This window comes from Hyphomicrobium sp. (genome assembly GCF_036833075.1).
In the GTDB taxonomy this organism is placed as follows: Bacteria; Pseudomonadota; Alphaproteobacteria; order Rhizobiales; family Hyphomicrobiaceae; genus Hyphomicrobium_C.
This window is the reverse complement of record NZ_DAITQL010000024.1, coordinates 35,690-52,507: the sequence shown is the minus strand read 5'-3', so window position 1 is coordinate 52,507 and position 16,818 is coordinate 35,690. Positions and strand designations below refer to the sequence as shown.

Annotated in this window: 14 protein-coding genes; all 14 read left to right on the top strand. The window is 59.5% G+C overall.

All coding sequences use genetic code 11. The features are described from left to right. The first annotated feature begins 81 nt into the window (after positions 1 to 81). Positions 82 to 3,849 carry a strawberry notch C-terminal domain-containing protein gene (locus V7082_RS09430; protein ID WP_334147930.1) on the top strand — a complete coding sequence of 1,256 codons (3,768 nt, stop codon included), beginning with the start codon at positions 82 to 84 and terminating at the stop codon, positions 3,847 to 3,849. A 561-nt stretch (positions 3,850 to 4,410) separates the two neighbouring features. After that, entirely contained in the window at positions 4,411 to 5,661 is a 1,251-nt protein-coding gene (locus V7082_RS09425; protein WP_334147928.1) for a helix-turn-helix domain-containing protein, read from the top strand. An 83-nt stretch (positions 5,662 to 5,744) separates the two neighbouring features. Then, complete coding sequence (locus V7082_RS09420) at positions 5,745 to 5,981, top strand: hypothetical protein (RefSeq protein WP_334147926.1); 237 nt, start codon at positions 5,745 to 5,747, stop codon at positions 5,979 to 5,981. Beyond that, positions 5,978 to 6,418, top strand: coding sequence for a hypothetical protein (locus tag V7082_RS09415; protein WP_334147924.1), 441 nt, complete (start codon positions 5,978 to 5,980; stop codon positions 6,416 to 6,418). Before V7082_RS09420 ends, V7082_RS09415 begins: the two co-directional genes overlap by 4 nt. Positions 6,419 to 6,420: 2 nt before the next feature. Then, positions 6,421 to 7,197, top strand: coding sequence for a hypothetical protein (locus tag V7082_RS09410; RefSeq protein ID WP_334147922.1), 777 nt, complete (start codon positions 6,421 to 6,423; stop codon positions 7,195 to 7,197). Continuing rightward, the gene (locus V7082_RS09405; RefSeq protein WP_334147920.1) at positions 7,194 to 8,204 is read left to right on the top strand and encodes a hypothetical protein; all 1,011 of its coding nucleotides are present in this window, start codon (positions 7,194 to 7,196) and stop codon (positions 8,202 to 8,204) included. The genes V7082_RS09410 and V7082_RS09405 overlap by 4 nt, the downstream gene beginning before the upstream one ends. Further along, positions 8,204 to 9,199, top strand: a complete 996-nt coding sequence (locus V7082_RS09400) for a hypothetical protein (protein WP_334147918.1) — start codon at positions 8,204 to 8,206, stop codon at positions 9,197 to 9,199. The genes V7082_RS09405 and V7082_RS09400 overlap by 1 nt, the downstream gene beginning before the upstream one ends. Beyond that, a complete protein-coding gene (locus tag V7082_RS09395) occupies positions 9,196 to 9,525 on the top strand; it encodes a hypothetical protein (protein WP_334147916.1) in 330 nt (109 codons plus the stop codon). Before V7082_RS09400 ends, V7082_RS09395 begins: the two co-directional genes overlap by 4 nt. Before the next feature lie 18 nt (positions 9,526 to 9,543). Next, a complete protein-coding gene (locus V7082_RS09390; RefSeq protein ID WP_334147914.1) occupies positions 9,544 to 10,086 on the top strand; it encodes a hypothetical protein in 543 nt (180 codons plus the stop codon). Beyond that, a complete protein-coding gene (locus tag V7082_RS09385; protein ID WP_334147912.1) occupies positions 10,076 to 11,710 on the top strand; it encodes a hypothetical protein in 1,635 nt (544 codons plus the stop codon). The genes V7082_RS09390 and V7082_RS09385 overlap by 11 nt, the downstream gene beginning before the upstream one ends. 39 nt (positions 11,711 to 11,749) lie before the next feature. After that, positions 11,750 to 14,038, top strand: a complete 2,289-nt coding sequence (locus V7082_RS09380; RefSeq protein WP_334147910.1) for a DotA/TraY family protein — start codon at positions 11,750 to 11,752, stop codon at positions 14,036 to 14,038. A 73-nt stretch (positions 14,039 to 14,111) separates the two neighbouring features. Continuing rightward, the gene (locus V7082_RS09375; protein ID WP_334147908.1) at positions 14,112 to 14,750 is read left to right on the top strand and encodes a hypothetical protein; all 639 of its coding nucleotides are present in this window, start codon (positions 14,112 to 14,114) and stop codon (positions 14,748 to 14,750) included. Between the two features lie 61 nt (positions 14,751 to 14,811). Then, the gene (locus V7082_RS09370) at positions 14,812 to 15,414 is read left to right on the top strand and encodes a hypothetical protein (protein ID WP_334147906.1); all 603 of its coding nucleotides are present in this window, start codon (positions 14,812 to 14,814) and stop codon (positions 15,412 to 15,414) included. 163 nt (positions 15,415 to 15,577) lie between these two features. Then, entirely contained in the window at positions 15,578 to 16,813 is a 1,236-nt protein-coding gene (locus V7082_RS09365) for a Fic family protein (protein ID WP_334147904.1), read from the top strand. Positions 16,814 to 16,818: the final 5 nt, after the last annotated feature.

Here is a 16,818-nt window from a genome sequence, read left to right as displayed (position 1 = left end):
TGAATACCGTATCTGATCAACTTTCTCGTCCAAATGGCAAGTTTGCGACAAAGCCATGCGGAGCGGCATGATTGCGAGATCGTGTATTCGTCCGCGACGAGCGTCAAATCGGGCAAGAACCTGCCCATTTACCGCCCGGCTCTGCCCGACACCGGCCTCGCGCATGAAGAATTGATGCTGGCCATCGAGCAGATGCCTTTAGCGATGCAGGAAGTGCTCGCTTCGGAAATGGCTCAAGGCGGCTCGTTGATCGAGCGCAAGATGCCTGATGCGGGGGTGGATCGCGATCTTGTCGTGCTTGCCGATATCTCCGCCGAGAAGATGGACTATGCCCGCAAGGCCAGCGACTTCATCGCCAGCAAGTTGCAGGAAATGCAGGAAATGTCTGCGGAGATCGCGCAGGCGGCAAAAAAGCAGTTCAAGGATCACGTTGGCGGGATGGCCGCTGCCGGGTCGCTCGACAAGATCAGGGTCGAGACCACCAGCCCGATGAGTCAGTTGGACAGCTTCTCGCGCTATCTCATGGGCTCGGTGAAGGGCATGTTCGTGCGCGAGCTTATCGAGGACAGCATCGCTCGCGGTGAGAAGCCGACGGTCGTTGTCGAATATACCGGGGACAGCGTGTCGGAATGGCTGATCGGCAACCAGCATCATCTCATGACGGGCGGACAAGGCGTGCCCGTCGCCGGGCACCCCAACATGGGCGATGTGCTCAAGCGGTTTGCCGAAAAACTGCTGATCATGAAAGGCACAGACGCTCTGGGAAACCAGTCAACCCTCAAGGTCGAGGGCTTTGACGGATGGCTTGCCGATTTTTTCGAGAGCATCGATCATTTCGACCTGTCAGAGTTGCGGATTAACGTATTCGACCGGGTTAGGGAGGCGTGCGAAGAGCTTGGCATGACCTTCGAGGACATCACGGGCCGCACCTATGAGTTCATCGAGGGCGAGGATGGGGTCGTTCGCGCGTATAATCGCGACATTCCCCCGGTGATTGATGCGGTCGAGCGCTACAATCGTGGTCAGACGGACGTTCTCGGCCTGAATTCGGGGTCGGCAACGGGTGTTTCGGCGCAGGCCAGCCCCCATAACGGCCCCGATCTGCGACGGCGCAGCATGATCAAGCTGGCCTATCAGCGCGAAATCACCGACGAGCGGCAGGTAGAAGGGCGTATTCACCGCGCCGGGCAGGTGTCTCCGCCGCGCTATATCACGCCCGTGACGGGATTTGCCGCTGACGACCGGATTGCCAATCTGTTCAACAGGGCGAACCGTTCGCTTACTTCTTCAACCTCGGCCACGCGCGACAGCAAGACAAATGCCAAGCACGCCGTCGATATTCTGAACCCGGTAGGCGAAATGGCGGTCGGTGCGGTGATGCAGCACAACCCGCAAATCGCGGCAATGCTCGGTTTCAGCGACAAGGAGCAGGACATGGCCCGCAAGCTGCTGGGCCGGTCTGTGCTTCTGCCACTCGATACCCAATCCGCGGTGCTTTCGGACGTGGACGCTACCTTCCACCTGATTAGCGACCAGTTGACGGCAGAAGGCCGCAACCCGCTCGAATTGGGCCGCTATGACTGGAAAGCCAAGATCGAAGAAGTCGAGGTTCTTGATGGTGGCGGGGTAGGTGTTGACGGCCTGTCCGCAAACAGGCTCGTGCTCAACCAAGTCACCTATGACGAACCAATCCGGTCGCTGCCGGTATCGCGGGCCTTGGAGCACGTTGATGACTATCTGGTACGGCGGCTTTCCGATCCCTTCCAGAATATGGCGGATTTCTTCGGTTACACCGAAGCCCTGCGCGCTGCGGGAGGGATGAACCTAGAGCACCATCTCTTCGGGGGTGTTACCGGACGCTCGAAGGAGGGCATGCGCTATCTCTTCCCGAGGCCGTTGCCGCAGGAAGTCAGCGCGCACCTTTACGGGCGAATGCGTTCTGAGGTTCTGGACAAGGAACGCAAGGTCAAGCGCACGATCAACGACGAGGAGCTGCGGGAGATCAGCGAACAGGTGGCCGAGCAGGCCATGAAATCGTCCGTTGGTCCCTTTGCGGAATTCCTTCGGTCGCCCCAGACATTGGACAAGGACGGCTCGTCGTTGTTCGAGGACTTCAAGATGGCGATGCCGTTACGGGCGCTCTACCGTCGCATCGAACAGGCAACCCGTCTCGAACCGATCCTGCGCGAGATCGAGCCCGGCAGGATGGTGGCCCTCGACAGCCGGGCAGTGAGCCCATGGGTTGGCGGTATGTGGGCCGACGCCTATCGGAAGGCCAATACGGACGGGTTCATTCCGGCCCTGATCGTCTCCGCGCGCTACGACGAAGACGCACCCTTCGCGGAGTCGAAGATGAACTTCTCGGTCTACGTGCCGGGCAATCAGCACATCGAGGGTCTTACTGTCTCGATGCTGAGCACCGCCATGGAGCACAATGACGCTTCGCGGGAGCGGGGCCTCGTGAACATCCGCAACTTCCTCTCCGATCTGGAACTGGCGGCTGATCCGCACCGGTACACGAGCGATCAGCGGAAGAAATCGGCTGCGGATGCCATCAGGGACCTGATGGGCGAAGAGGGCGCTCGCAAGGCGTTTCTGGCCGCAGCCGAACTGGCCTCGCAGCCGGAACTTGGGCCTGTCGTTTCGGCAGACCGCACGGTGAACAAGGTGGCCGTGGAGGCTCTATCGGGCATCGCAGCCGCGCTGCCGGCGAAATCGGTCAAGAAGAGCCGGCTGACCATGGAGGGCAATCTGTTCGCTGCCATGTCCATTGTGTCCAACGGGCACGGCAACAACATGGGCGAGAAGGTGGTCTACACCGATGCTGCCGGGAACAATCGCAACGCGATCCTTCTCAATGATCGCGGCGCGAAGGACATGATCCCCATTGTGAAGGCGAAGGCATCGCAGCGCTCGGTGCTGGCCACGGGTATCAACTCCCCGGATGATATCATTGCCTATCTGCGCGTCACCAACGCTGTCCTTTATGGTCTGCCTCGCTACGGTGGCACGCAGGAGGCGGCTCACGCCTTTGCCGAGGCGCTTCACCGCCTCTATCCCAAGGCGTATCCGCAGGACAGGATTGCGGAGATCGCTGCATACCCGGAGGCGGAAATCCACCGCATCCGCGCTCACGTGCAGCCCGTGGACAGCATCAAGAGCTACCCGCCCTCCTTGATGGCCGGCGGCGACATTTGGCGCTGGGCGGCTGACGAGAGCCAGCGGGCCACGGTAAGCAAGAGCAAAGGCGGCAGGATTGCGCTCAAACCGGGGGAGGGGGGCTCTACCCGGATGGAGGTCGTGATTGCGGACGATCCGAATGCCATGGGCGTTCGGGAAGTGTCCATCACCCAGCGTCATGACACCGAGAGGATCGCCAAGGCTCTGTGCGAGAGCATGGATAAGAAGCAGATGGGCGTCATGATGTTCGCAGAGGGGGTTGCGGTCGTTGCCATCAAAAAGGACCACCCGGTACTGCGCAATGGCGACCATCCGATAATCAGTCACCTGTCCCAGAATTTCACGAACAAGAAGCTTACGAAGGGGACACTGAGCGGCACGTTTTACCTCAACGATCCGCGCGAAATCCAAATGGTCGCGGATTTGATGCAGGAAACCGCCCGCGAGAACCACGGCGAGATCATGATCGGCGGCACGCTCAAGCAGGTGCAGAACGCACTTGCCATGCATGTGCGCGAAACATTGGATGCTCGTCTTGCGGCAGAGCGGGAGCGAATGGCGCAAATCGAGCGCGACCGTGAGGCTTCGCTAGCCGCACCTACCACATTTCAGTCCGACGCTACGGTGGTGCAGCGCCCGCAGATGGGGTTGAGCCATGCGCCGGGTTGACGCACGAGCAGCGCACCTGCCGCCAATTCCGCTTCCGGGTGCAAATGCGCCCGGAAACCGTTGCGGTATCCGGGCGCTTTGGCCAACCCGAACCGGTACAGGTGTGCCGGATGGGTTATCGGAAAATGTAGCCATCGCCCATATCCGCCGCAAGGCTTTGATCTGGGGTGAAAAAGTTTTCTTGTCAAATATCTGGAAGATATTTTACGCTGTGGGTGATTTGGCCGAGTCGGGGGCTTTTACGTGTCCCTGCGCGCCAAGGAGCGCATACTCGCGACTATGCCCGATTCGTCCGAAAGGGGCCAGTTCGCGGATCACCAGAAAGGAGGGCTTATGGAGAAAAGCAGAACCCAAAAACGATAAAACCGATGCGGGTTTCCCACGCATCGGGTTCATCGTTTGCGGTAGATCGGTCGAAACGCCAATAACGACCGAGGCGCCTTAAAGTCCCGCTCAATCTACCGCATTCGATAGAACCCAATCAACCCGAAAAGTGCATTTTCGGGAATGAATTTTTGCGTGCCGAAATTCGCGTCTTTCGAACCCAATGAGGACTGAAAGATGCAAAGCTTATCAAGAGCTTATGTGCAGCCGCCCCGACCTGTGCCTAAAAAGACCAAGAGCACCACATCCCGTCGAACCCGGATACAGGGTGCTTTGCGCGCCGCCCATGAACTCGGCCTGATCACAGACGCGGTGTATGGGACCGCCGCAATGATGGCGTCCTATGTGAAGGATGATTTCGACCGCGCGCTCTGCGCTGTGGAGGTCCAGAGGATCGCCCGCGACCGAGGGCGCGACGAGCGGACCATACGCCGCCATATCCGCGCCTTGGAGAAGGCGGGGCTGGTAGAGAACCGAACAGCCGGGAACGGCCTGCGCGGCTGCTTCAATGGTGGGACTGTCGTCTTCGGCGTCTGCTTCGAAAGGGCCTATGATCGCTGGGACGAACTATGCAGCGACGTAAACGCCAAGCGGTTGGAGGAAAGCCGCCTTTTGAGCCTTCGACGGGCAATATCGTTCCTGCGCCGTCGCCTGCGCTCGACCTGCGAGGAATTGCAGGACATGGGTGTGCTGGAATGGCTCTCGACCTTGCCCCGCCGCTATCAAGGTCTCTCGCCAAACGAACTGGCCCGACTGGTGGAGGAATGCGAGCGGCGGCTGGAAGCGCTGACCGAGGTACGCCGGCAAGCTGCGCGGGCCGTAGCCGAGATAGCGGACGTGTCAGAACCGGCGAAGACCAGCCAGAACGACACGCCGCAGTCAGCGGAACCCGATCATCGGCCTGTGGATAAGTATAGCGTTGGTCGGCCAAAAATGTCCGATGGACCGGACAGAAATGACCGACCTTATACTCTTACTAAAAAAGATAATAACGAAAGAATGATAAGTACGACGCGGCGTGTGGATAAAGCTGCGGGGACAGCGCAGGCATCAACGTCTGTGTCGGGCAACGAAAACAGGCTCAACGTTGCTGCATGCCTTGCCGCTATACCGCCTGAGTGGCGCGAGTGGATCGACATATATCGCGAATCCGGAATGGACGAAACGAGTGCATTCGTTCTTGTTGCCAAGCAGTTCTTCAACCGGATGGGCGGCAGCGAGAGAGCGTGGCTGATAGCCAAATCACGAGCCGGTGATCTGATAGCTGCGATGCTGGTGCTTGTGGCCGTCGCAAATCCTGTCCGCTGCATGGATGCGTGGTTGCTCGCGATGGTGCATCGCGCGGAAAATCAGGCGGTCAACTGGACAACGCCGTTCCGGTTCCTCGCGCGAACATCGCACCTTTCCCCGGCCATGGCAGCGGAATGACGGCTTGCTTTGAATAGCTTGTGATTTCGGCTCCGATCCGGTAAAAAATGCAGTGGCAACTTTACCGTTGATTGGAGCGCAGGATGGACGAAGCGGAAATCTGCCGTGAATGCGCATCACTGGCCGCGCAACTGGCGGACAGGATTGCAAAGGAACCGGCACCAATTCGTCTCATCGAAGAGGACACCCAGACCCGCGAACAGCCCGGAGCAGGGTCATCGCTTGTTGGACGCCGTGTCGTTCTCTGCGCGACCTTATTGAACCCCCCCATCTGCCAGATGGCGGAGATGATCGAGGACTACGCAGGAGCACAGCGATGAAGAAGCAACTGGCCAGCATGGCGATCTGCCTTGGTATTCTGACAAGCACGGCAGTGAGCGCCTACGCGCAGACGAATTGCAGGGTGGAGCAAGCCGCCCAGGCTGCTCTGGAGCGCGAGATCGAACTGATCAAGGCGCTGGCCACCGATCCGAAGGATAGTTTCCGGGGACCGGAATCGTGCATCAGCGGCGATATCCTGTCGTCTTTCGATCTCTCCAATGCCATTCCCGATCTGGCCGGGATGATGCAAAGCCTTTCCATGGACGCGATCAACAACGCGATCCAGTCGGCGCAACAGCAGGTCTGCCGGCAAATCAACGAGGCTGTTTCGGGAGCCATCGGCAAGGCGCAGGGGGCCATCAGCAATTTCAACTCGAACCTGACAGGCGAGCTTGATGGCATCTTGTCGAATGGTTGGAGCGATCTGAGTTTCTGACCATGATCGCCCGTTCCCAGCTCGCATCGGCATGCATGGCGGCGGCTCTTCTGGCCGCGCCAGCGCATGCCCAGACATTCGAGACGGCAATGGCCGGTCTCGCGCAATCGCTCGAACGCGCTGTCTCGGGACTGCGCATCGATACCCGCCAGCATTCGCTTGACGGCCAGCAGCTATCCAACTCGGCCACCGCTTCGAACATGGCGCTGTCGAATGTTGTAGTGGAGATGGAGCAGAACGTCGCCTTGCGGGATGCAGTTGCTCGCTACGAGAGCATGCAGAACGACATCAATGGTCTATGCGCGGCAGTGGCGGCGCAGCGGAACGTCTCGACCGCCTCCGACGCGACATCCAGCGCTTCGGCGTCTCTCGATGAGTATGAGCGAAATTGGCTGGCCGTAGGCGGGGATCGCAGTCAGACGCTGGCGCAGACGCAGCGCATTCGACGCACTGCGTTCTGCACCGATAGCGAGCTTGAGGCAGGGCTGTGCCTGCCGGAAGCCAGCAGGTCGATGGGCGGCATGCCAGCCGGTGACAGCGCTGCCGATGCTTGGCTCCTGCGGCGCGAATATGGAACCGCCGAAGCGCAATATGGCACCATATTCATGGACACCATTGCGCCCTTCCCAACAATCGAGACGCAAGAGGAAGCCTCCGGTTCGGTGCAGGGGCTGCTCAATCGCGCCGCCGCAAGACGCGAAATGGCGCTGATCGCCATTGCACGAGGCGGCTTCACCGATGTGCTGATGCGCGGCCTCGAAGGAGGACTTGAGCAATGATGAAGACGAAATGGATGCGGCGCGGCGTAGCGCTTATAGCTCTTGCAGCGGGTTTGGCCGCTCCCGGCGTGGCGCTCGCCCAGACTTGTGCCGGTGTCGAGTCGCGTGTCAACAGCGCCACCAGCCAGCTACAAGGCGCGGTGACGAGCCATATCACGACGAGAACGTCAGCGATGGTGGCGCAGGAGATCTACCAGCGGCAGCGCCTGCTCTCGGCCATGCATGTTCTCGTCCGTCAGGATGCTGTTTCCTCCGAACAGGTAACGAATGCGGATCGCGCCGCGAATGAAGCGTTGGCGAACGTCATCATTGAGCAGAGCGTGAACGACCAGATGCGGCAGGCGGTGGCCGACTATGGGTCCACCGGCCACAACGCATGCCAGCTTGTCGAGCAGGGACGGAACGTCGCCGCCATGTATGCCGCCTACGGCTCTGCACGCGCCCAGATGGCCGAGAGCATCCGCGAGCAGCGCACCGCGACGAACGATGCGGAATTCCGCGAACGCCTTGCCGAGTGGAGCGAGTTGGTCGCGAATGCCGACGACGCAACCATCGCCAGCGTTCTTAACGGCGATACGGATGCGGCTCGCGAGTTTATCGCCATCGTGGCTGGTCCGCCTCGACCTCCTGTTCAGGCAGGGACGGGCAGCGTCCGCTCACAGCAGGACCGGGTGCTGGCGATGCGCGATGACGCGCGCAATTCGGCTGGTGTCTATGTCTTGGCCGATATCGCGGCCAATCAGCAGCTTCGCACGGCAATGGAGGATATGTCGGAAAACTGGGTCGCGGACGGCGGCGAAGAATGGGCCTCACGGATGGCGACCGAAAATCAGCGCACCGTCCTGCTCGATACGGCCCGGATCGAAGCCCAGAACATCGCCATGTCAGCGTTGGAATTGCGACAGCAGGTGATGGAGGAATTCGCGCTGGCGAGCTTCGCCCTGTCATATGTCGATGATCTGGCGTCCCGGCCAGCACCCGTCCAGCAGGCAGGAGGGGTCCAGTGATGCGCAAGGTGTTGCTGAAAGCGGCTTTTGCGGCGCTGACGGCCACGGCTGGCCTGATCCCGTTTTCGGCGCAGGCAGGTGGCGTGACGTGTTCGGTCACTGATCCGATCTGGCGATCCGGGCATAATTCCGCTCAAGCGGCGCTGATCAGTGCAGTCGATGCCTCTGCGGCCCAGATCACGACCGAGCGGATGCTGACCAATGAGCAACTGATTTCCGCGATCCGGGTTGCCACGCGCCAGTCGAGCGTGAACGCGGAAAGAGAGGCGAACGCTCGTGCGAGCACCGCAGAGGCGGTGTCGCAGGCATATATCGAGCAGCGCACGGCAGAGCAGATCAGGCAGGCGCACGAGACTTACGGCCCGCAGGGGCAGATGGTGGGCGCGTGCGACATGATCGCGAGCCTTGGTCAGGCGGAGGCAGCGCTGGCCTCCCGAGCAGAGCGTGCCGGCGAGGTCATGTCGAGCGATGCCATCGACGTTCAGCCGGGCAACGCTACGACGCCTTTGCAGGCGGCGGCGCGGCGGTTGCAGTTCGACGCGCCGGAAGCCGTCTCGGCGGCAGCTTTCTTCGACAGATCGACATCGAGCGCGATGCGCGATGCCTACATGAACAATCTGATCGGGCTCCCGTTCGCACGGCCTGAGAGCATGGACAGCACGTCCGATCAGCTTCAGTTCATGAGGGTGAGGCGATGGGAAGCTCTGCGCAGCCCGGCAATCGCGTCTCTGGCGGCTGTGCGGGCCGCTTCGGAGGCGGGCAGCGGCTCCATGAGCTACATGGAGGCGCTGGATTACTACATAAACCAGTTCGGGGGCGGCGACGGGTATGAGGAATGGTCAGCAGCCCTCGTAACCAAGTCGGAGCCGGGGCTGTTGAAAGAAATCGCCCGGCTGCGCGCCATCAATCTGACGCTGACCAAATACAGGCAGGAAGGCGCTGATCGCAGGCAGGCGATCATCGCGTCCCTTCTGGCCGGGGCGGCTGTCCGATGAACCGGCTCACTCCCCATGATGCGGTTGTGCGCACCGTCCTCCCTCAAATCTCGGACGATGAGGGTGAGCCCGGCTATTACCCGGATGGCTTCGATCCAGAGATCGAGACCTATGCCGGCGAGCATTGGGTCTCCCGGCTCAATCGCGATTGGGCGGGCCGGGCAGGGGAGGCGGAATTCATCGCCCCCTTGTCCGTGATTGCCGGACGCATAGCGGCGATCAGGGGAGTTGCCATGCCGGAAATCGCTCCGGCGACGGATGAGGGAACCGTGCTCTATCAACCAGAGCCCTTTGTTGACGATCTGGATTCGTCGGAGAGCGAATAGGCAGGCGACTTAATGGAGATGTTTCGCGATCAGGATATCGGAAAGCTCGTCCACACCGCCTATCGCACGGTGGCGACTGGCACGCTCGAAAGCCTGCTGACCGCAAAGCTCGAATATCTGCGCCGCCGCAAGGACGGGACGCTGTTCGGCAAGAACAGCTATCTGGTGGTCTATGATCGCCGGCAGGCGTCCAATGAGAACGATCTTGGACACTGGCTCTATGCCGAATGGTCGGACGATCAGATCGCCCGGATGGAAGGCGATCACGTCAAGAACCGGGGCGACCGGGTGATCGTGGGTATCGGGCAGGTCAAGAAGCGCGCCGATCAGAAGCCGGCGATCTCGATCACCAAGATCGCCGTAGGGCTGATCGAGGACATGCGCAACTTCTACTATGTCGGCGGAGCCTGTCTGGCCTCCAACGGGATGGTCGTCACCAAGGTGACGGAGATATCCGAGTCCAAGTTCTACGCTGACGCACAGCGCTTCAAGGCCGATGCGCGCGATGGCGTCACCTATTCCACCAATTCTTTGCCGGGGAGCGGAAGCGATGGCGGCTAAATGGTTCGACTTCAAGGATTACGATGCCAAACTGGAGCGGATATCGACCGCGCCGGGGCATTACATACTGCGGCTCGAAATGCCGACAGCGCGCCTGCCGGAGCCGGAGGGTGACACGCTGGTTGGCGATATGCTCATGGATATGGGGTGGACGGTCGAGGCGGGCGACGACAAACGGGTGGTGCTGGAAAACCACCAGCCGCTCAACACCGCCATGCAGATCGTGACGGCGATCCGCAGCTTCTTTTCCGAAGCGGAAGTGGCTGCTGCACACAAGCCGCTTCCTCAATTGCGGCAAGGCGAACGCGCCGAGGGCATCGAGGCACCGAAAATCATCAGCCTGAAGGAACTCGAAGGCAGCATTCACGGCGTCGAAAAGAACAATTTTGATCGCATTCGAGCCTCCGTCTCCAAGGCCATTGCCAATATGGCCGAACGGGAGAAGCGGGCGGACAACGTGCTGTTCGCCGGCAAGGGTATGGCGGTGGGGGATCATCTGACCGACAGGATCGCCCAGCAAAAGGGCTGGATGGATTTGGAGGCGTCATATCTGGCCTACAGGACCATTGCCGAAGCAGCGGCGATGCCGAACTCAGGCATGGCCACACGCCTGACACAGCTTGGCAGGGCGCTCGCTGCCAGCGACGAGACGGAGATCAAATCCGCCGAGACGTGGATCATGGATGCGATCTTCGAGAACGCGGAAGGGCTTGGCGATCAGCAAGAGAAGCTGCGGCAGGAGCGCCTTTTCCAAGCCATATCCCTCCGGCTTGGTGAGGACAGCCTGATCCGCCCGCGCGATTTCGTGGCAGGCATGGTGATGAAGAATTCGTCGCACATGTCGGCGGCGATGATGACCGGCATAGCTGTCGGCCCGGATGACAGCTTCGAGGCGGCGGCAGCAAAGGTGCCCTTCCGCGTCCTGCGCGACAATTCAGTGCCGACACGCACACTCGTTCAGAATATGAAGGCCGTCGCCAAGGCGATCCGATACATCGCATCGGAAATGGAGATGGAGCCCAATGCTCTGTTCCCCGGTCAGGAAAACGTGCCTGCCCGGTTCTCCTTCGATGCGGTGAGTGCCGATAAAGGCGCAGAGGGTCGGGTTGCCTCCTTTCAGCAGAAAGCGGACGGGCAGGAAGGAGAAAACGACGCCACACGGCCACTGGTGCTCTCCCTGTCGGTTAAGAGAGGCGGCACTTTCATTCATGAGCTTGGCCATCTGGTGGATCAGGGGAACAAGCTCTCGGACGAGGAACGCCACGATATCCTTCGATCTTCCGGTGTCCTGATGCGGGTGAGGGAAGAGCTTGAACGCATCTTCCCCAATGGCGGCGAGCAATACGACTATTTCGCCATGGAAGAGGAAATCTTCGCGCGGACATTCGACGCCCATTTCGTCAATCTGGCGCGATCCCGAGGCGACAAGCTGCTTGAAACCATTGGGGGGAGGCAGGTCACTTATGGTGCCGATTTAGCCGCCCCGTTTGGTGATCTGGAAACCAGCAGCCGCTTCATGGACATGCTGAAATCAACGCTGGAAGCCAAGAAGGAAGCAAAGCACAGCGCGACGATCAAGCCGGCCAGCCCGATGGCGGAAATCCACGGGTCGATTGCTCCCTGACCCGAGGGTGAGGCGGGACCGGGCTACTGAGGGGCCGAGATGGAAGAACAACAATACGATTTCAGCAGCCTGTTCGAGCGTAGCGAGGGCGACTATGCCGGATCGCTGTTGGAGCGGTTGTTCGGAGGGGTTATCCCTTACTTGCAGGGAACCGCCGACGATCTGGGTGCCGGCAACTGGCTCTCCACCATCTTCGGCCTGTTCAACACTGCCGGCCTGCTGGCCGTGCTGATCGTGACCTCTTACACGATCTACACAGTCATCATGGACACCGCATCCGATGGCAAGGTCTTCGGCCAGCGGACGGACACCAAGTACACGATCATGCGGACCATGGCCGGCCTGATTGCGTTCGTGCCGGTGTCGGGTGGGTATTCGCTGGCGCAGGTCGCAATGCTGTTCCTCGTCCTGCAAGGGTCCGCATTAGGCGATGTGGTCTGGGCGCGGACGGCAGATGTAGCATTGAGAGGCCAGCCGTTGTTGGTGCAGCCAGCCGGCCAGACGGTTAGCAACTATGCTGTGCAGGGCCAGTTCGCCAGAGCCTATGACGCCTTGGTACTCGGGCATCTGTGCGCCATCAACGCCAACAGCATGGCATCGGTCCTTGGCGGCGACCGCGATCCCGATCTCTCTTCTCCAATCGTCGCCAAGAGTTCAGGCATTGTTGAAGTCAAAAATGACGCAGCGTGGCTCGGAGAGGGCGGCGTAAGTTTTTCATCCGGTGCGCTGCAACACGCCATCAGGTTCGAGGACACTTCGCAGTCATATTCCGGGCGCGACAATTTCTGCGGCGGGGTGGAGAACAGTGCTCTGATCCGCAATTCGGTGCCGGGCGTGGTCTCCTTTGTGGATCAGGTTGCCGGCGCGCGTGTGAGAGCGCAGTTCGAAAACTACGTGAGCACCATCAACACCCTGTCGAGCGATGCCCACAATCTCGCCATGCAGATCTACAACGGGCAGCGCGATGTGCAGGCTATGCGCGATGCGGCACGGGCGGCTGTTCAGAAGGCCACCGCGAACTATGTCTCTGGGGCAAGCGCGAATCTTGCCTTCGATAGCGACCAAGCCAATTCGCTGCACCAAGAACTTCTTAGAGATGCCAGTAAGAATGGCTGGACTTTTGCGCCGGCATGGCAGCGAGGAATCTCCATGGGGGCCTCTTGGTATGGATCGCCGGATGGTGATTTGCGCATCCAAGCCTATCGCGAGGCAAATCTGGTTGAGTTTTTGTCAGGGCAGGGGCATCGGACTGGCTTTTTCGGAGACTCGACCACAAACGCGATGCTGGCAAAGGCCACCGACGACTTCGAGACATGGGATATGATGAGCCCGTATCTGGCCTCGCTTGCCGATGCTGATACAGGAGAAAACGAGGAGGAAGGCAGCTATTCGTCTCTGAATAGAAATTCTGATGACCGCGTGATGGGTCGGATGATGAATTGGGTCTACCAGACCATGCTTCAGTTTTTCAGCCCGACCAAACCCGGATCGGAAGAGGCATATGGCTATGTCGATCCCATGGTGCAGGTCACGCAGCAGGGCAAGGTTCTGATGATCTCCGGTGCGGCGGTCTCGTTGGGCGGAGCGGCAGCATCAGGTGTGAGTTGGGTTCCGTTTATTGGTAAAATGGCGGATGCGGTGAGCGGATGGATGATCTCTGCGGGCACAATCTTGTTTGTGCTCGGGTTCGTGATCGGCACTTTGGTGCCCATGATCCCGCTCGTCTATTTCTATTCAGCGGTTCTTTCTTGGGTGATGCTGGTGGTGGAGAGCATGTTTGCCGTGCCGCTGGCTGTTCTGACCTTGTTTGCGCCCGCTCGCGAAGGAAGCCTGATAGGCTCGTGGAACCGGATACTGCTTTCCATCTTTGGCATCTTTTTCCGGCCATTCTTCACGGTAGTCGGGCTGATCTTTGCCATGATGGTCATCAGCTTTTCGCTGCTCTACCTTTACGATCTGTTCTATATCCTCATGGAATTCCTCGTGCCGGGAGAGACGATCTGGAACGTCTTCTCGATGATGGGCTTCCTGACGATGTACGTCATCGTCACAACCGTTACGGTGCTTCTGGGCGCGCAATTGATCAGCGAGCTTGGCGATGGGGCCATGAACTGGCTTGGAGTGACTTTCGGTGCGCTCTCGACGCGGCTCGATGTGGGCAGAGCGGCTGTTGGTGCAACGAGTGCAGGTAGCGTCGCTGAACAGGTGGGCGGCACCTTTGGTGCAGCGGGCAACACTTTGCGTGGGGGATCGCAGAAAGCAATTGCTGGGTCGGCTCGTCTAATTTCCTCGCGGATAGGCAGGATACGCGGAACGGGAGGTTCTTGATCTGACGAAATTACGTATTATATAATGCAATTGTAAGGATCACAAGCGGCTTCAGCGTCGCGGGAGTGATGCAATGAACGTAGAGACAAGAGAGACGGGTTCGGTTTTTGGGCGGATTGTCGCTGGCTTTCGTCGCTGGCAGGATCGTCAGGAGGCCAAGGCACGCGCACGCGCCGAGCGTCTTTCCGCCTTTCGCACCGAAGCCGAGCGCCTGTATCGCCTGACGATGAAGCCACTGTCGCAGGCGGAGCTTGATGCCTTGGTCGCGGAGAAGGGCAGGGACGCTGCTTTCACTGTCCTCGAAAAGAGGCTCAAGGGCCAGATAGTCGAGATCGTCCGCAGGGCGAACGAAGACTTCCGATTTGGTCTTCCGACTTTCAGTGCGGTGTGCCGCACGCTGCAAGAGCTTGATCTGGCCGGCATCGACAACATGCACGGCTTCGAACTGGTCGGCTGGTCCGATACTGGCCGGATCGTGCAGGACACGGTGAAGATTGCTGAACAGCGCCGTGCGGAAAGCCAGAGGCGAAGGGCCGAGCGCGAAAAAGCCGAACTGGCGGCATTGAAGGAGCCGATGTACTACATCCACGGACCTACCAACCGGTCTGTCGATAGGATCACATACATGCAGCTTCATCCCTCAATCAAGTACGACTGCAAGCCAGTCTACAGGGCCGAATACTATACGGCGATGGCGGAAGGGCGGCTCTAAGCCGCCCTTTATTATGCAATAATAGGATCACAAGCGGCTTCAGCGTCGCGGGAGTGATGCAATGAACGTAGAGACAAGAGAGACGGGTTCGGTTTTTGGGCGGATTGTCGCTGGCTTTCGTCGCTGGCAGGATCGTCAGGAGGCCAAGGCACGCGCACGCGCCGAGCGTCTTTCCGCCTTTCGCACCGAAGCCGAGCGCCTGTATCGCCTGACGATGAAGCCACTGTCGCAGGCGGAGCTTGATGCCTTGGTCGCGGAGAAGGGCAGGGACGCTGCTTTCACTGTCCTCGAAAAGAGGCTCAAGGGCCAGATAGTCGAGATCGTCCGCAGGGCGAACGAAGACTTCCGATTTGGTCTTCCGACTTTCAGTGCGGTGTGCCGCACGCTGCAAGAGCTTGATCTGGCCGGCATCGACAACATGCACGGCTTCGAACTGGTCGGCTGGTCCGATACTGGCCGGATCGTGCAGGACACGGTGAAGATTGCTGAACAGCGCCGTGCGGAGAGAATAAGGCGCGAAGAGGAAAGAAGGCGCGCCCTCGAAATGAGAGCGGCGCAGGAGCCCATGTACTATATCCATGGCCCGACAAACCAGCGGATTGAGACGATCAGGTATATCCAGCTTCATCCTTCGGATAAGCAGGCATGCAGACCGGTTTATTGACCCGGAAATCCACAAAGGGCGGCACTAGGCTATCGCCTCAAGGTGGCCCATCGGAAGGACGAATTCCGGAAGACAGACATTAGCTGGTGATCGGGATCGGCAGCGCGGCACTGGATGAAGCGAACTTAGGCCAGCATTGAACGACCAGTTTAGGCGCGAGACCATGAAAATCGCAGATGAGGTCGTGGAGAAAAAGCGCAAGCTTGATGCGCTGAAGGCGAAGATCAGACCCGGTGCGCTGGACAATCTGGACAGCGTACAGCGTATCGACATCACCTACACGTCGAACGCCATTGAGGGGAACACGCTCACGGCTGGCGAAACCGCGCTGGTCATCGAGAAGGGAATAACGGTTAGCGGAAAGCCCCTGAAAGATCACCTTGAAGCTGTTGACCATGCCCGTGCACTCGATTGGGTGATCGAGATCGGCATGCAAGGCCGTGTTCCATTGCGCGAGACCGACATAAGAACCTTGCACCAACTGGTCGTCGCCAAGTCCAAGCCTGAGATTGCTGGCCGCTATGCGGATACAGTTCGGTTTGTGAACACCAGCGCTGGGGCGCACCATTTTCCGTCCCATGTGGACGTGCCGACGCTGATGAAAGACTTCACAGACTGGCTGGCCGAGGCGGACGATACCCCGGAAATAGCGTTCGAGGCTCATAGACGGCTAGTTGGCATTCACCCGTTTAATGACGGAAACGGGCGAACGGCTCGCCTGCTCATGAACCTGATCCTCATCCGTGGCGGATACCCTCCAATCGCTATCCGACCGGAGGATCGCCCCGAATATACAAATGCCTTGGAGGCCGGGCAGGCCGGTGGCGACTACGGCGCATTTCATGATCTCCTGTATCGGCGGTTGGATCACACGCTGGACCAGTACATCGCTGCGGCGACCGAAGCGGCCCGATCTGATCATCGCATTGCTGTGGCCGATCAAATGGAGCGAGCGCAGGCCCTAGCCAAAGCCCTTGATCTCCCGCGCGCCATGGATACCGCAGAAGCTCTGGAATGGCTCAAGTGGCAACCTGAAACCGAGGTACATTATCAGGGGCCGGCAGAGCAGGCGGGCATTGCTGCACAGATTGCTTCGGCGGCTGAAAGGACCACGCTCTATGAAGCCTCGAATGTTCCTGTAGCCACCATTGGCAGGGAAATCCGGTTTGAATTCAAGAATGACCCGCCCTTGTGGGCTATCCAGATTGCCGATCAGTCTGCTCAGACGCTCTTCGAGCGCGCCTCCACTGATAGCCTTCGCGATCTCATGTTAGAAAATGTCGGCTTGACTGCGCAGTTGGTGCGCGATGCAAATGAGCGCCAGCAAGCAGGCCAACAGGACGGGGAAGAGCGGGCCGCAAAACCTAAGCGGCCTTCCGGGTCGAGCTTCACGCCGTAGGACCT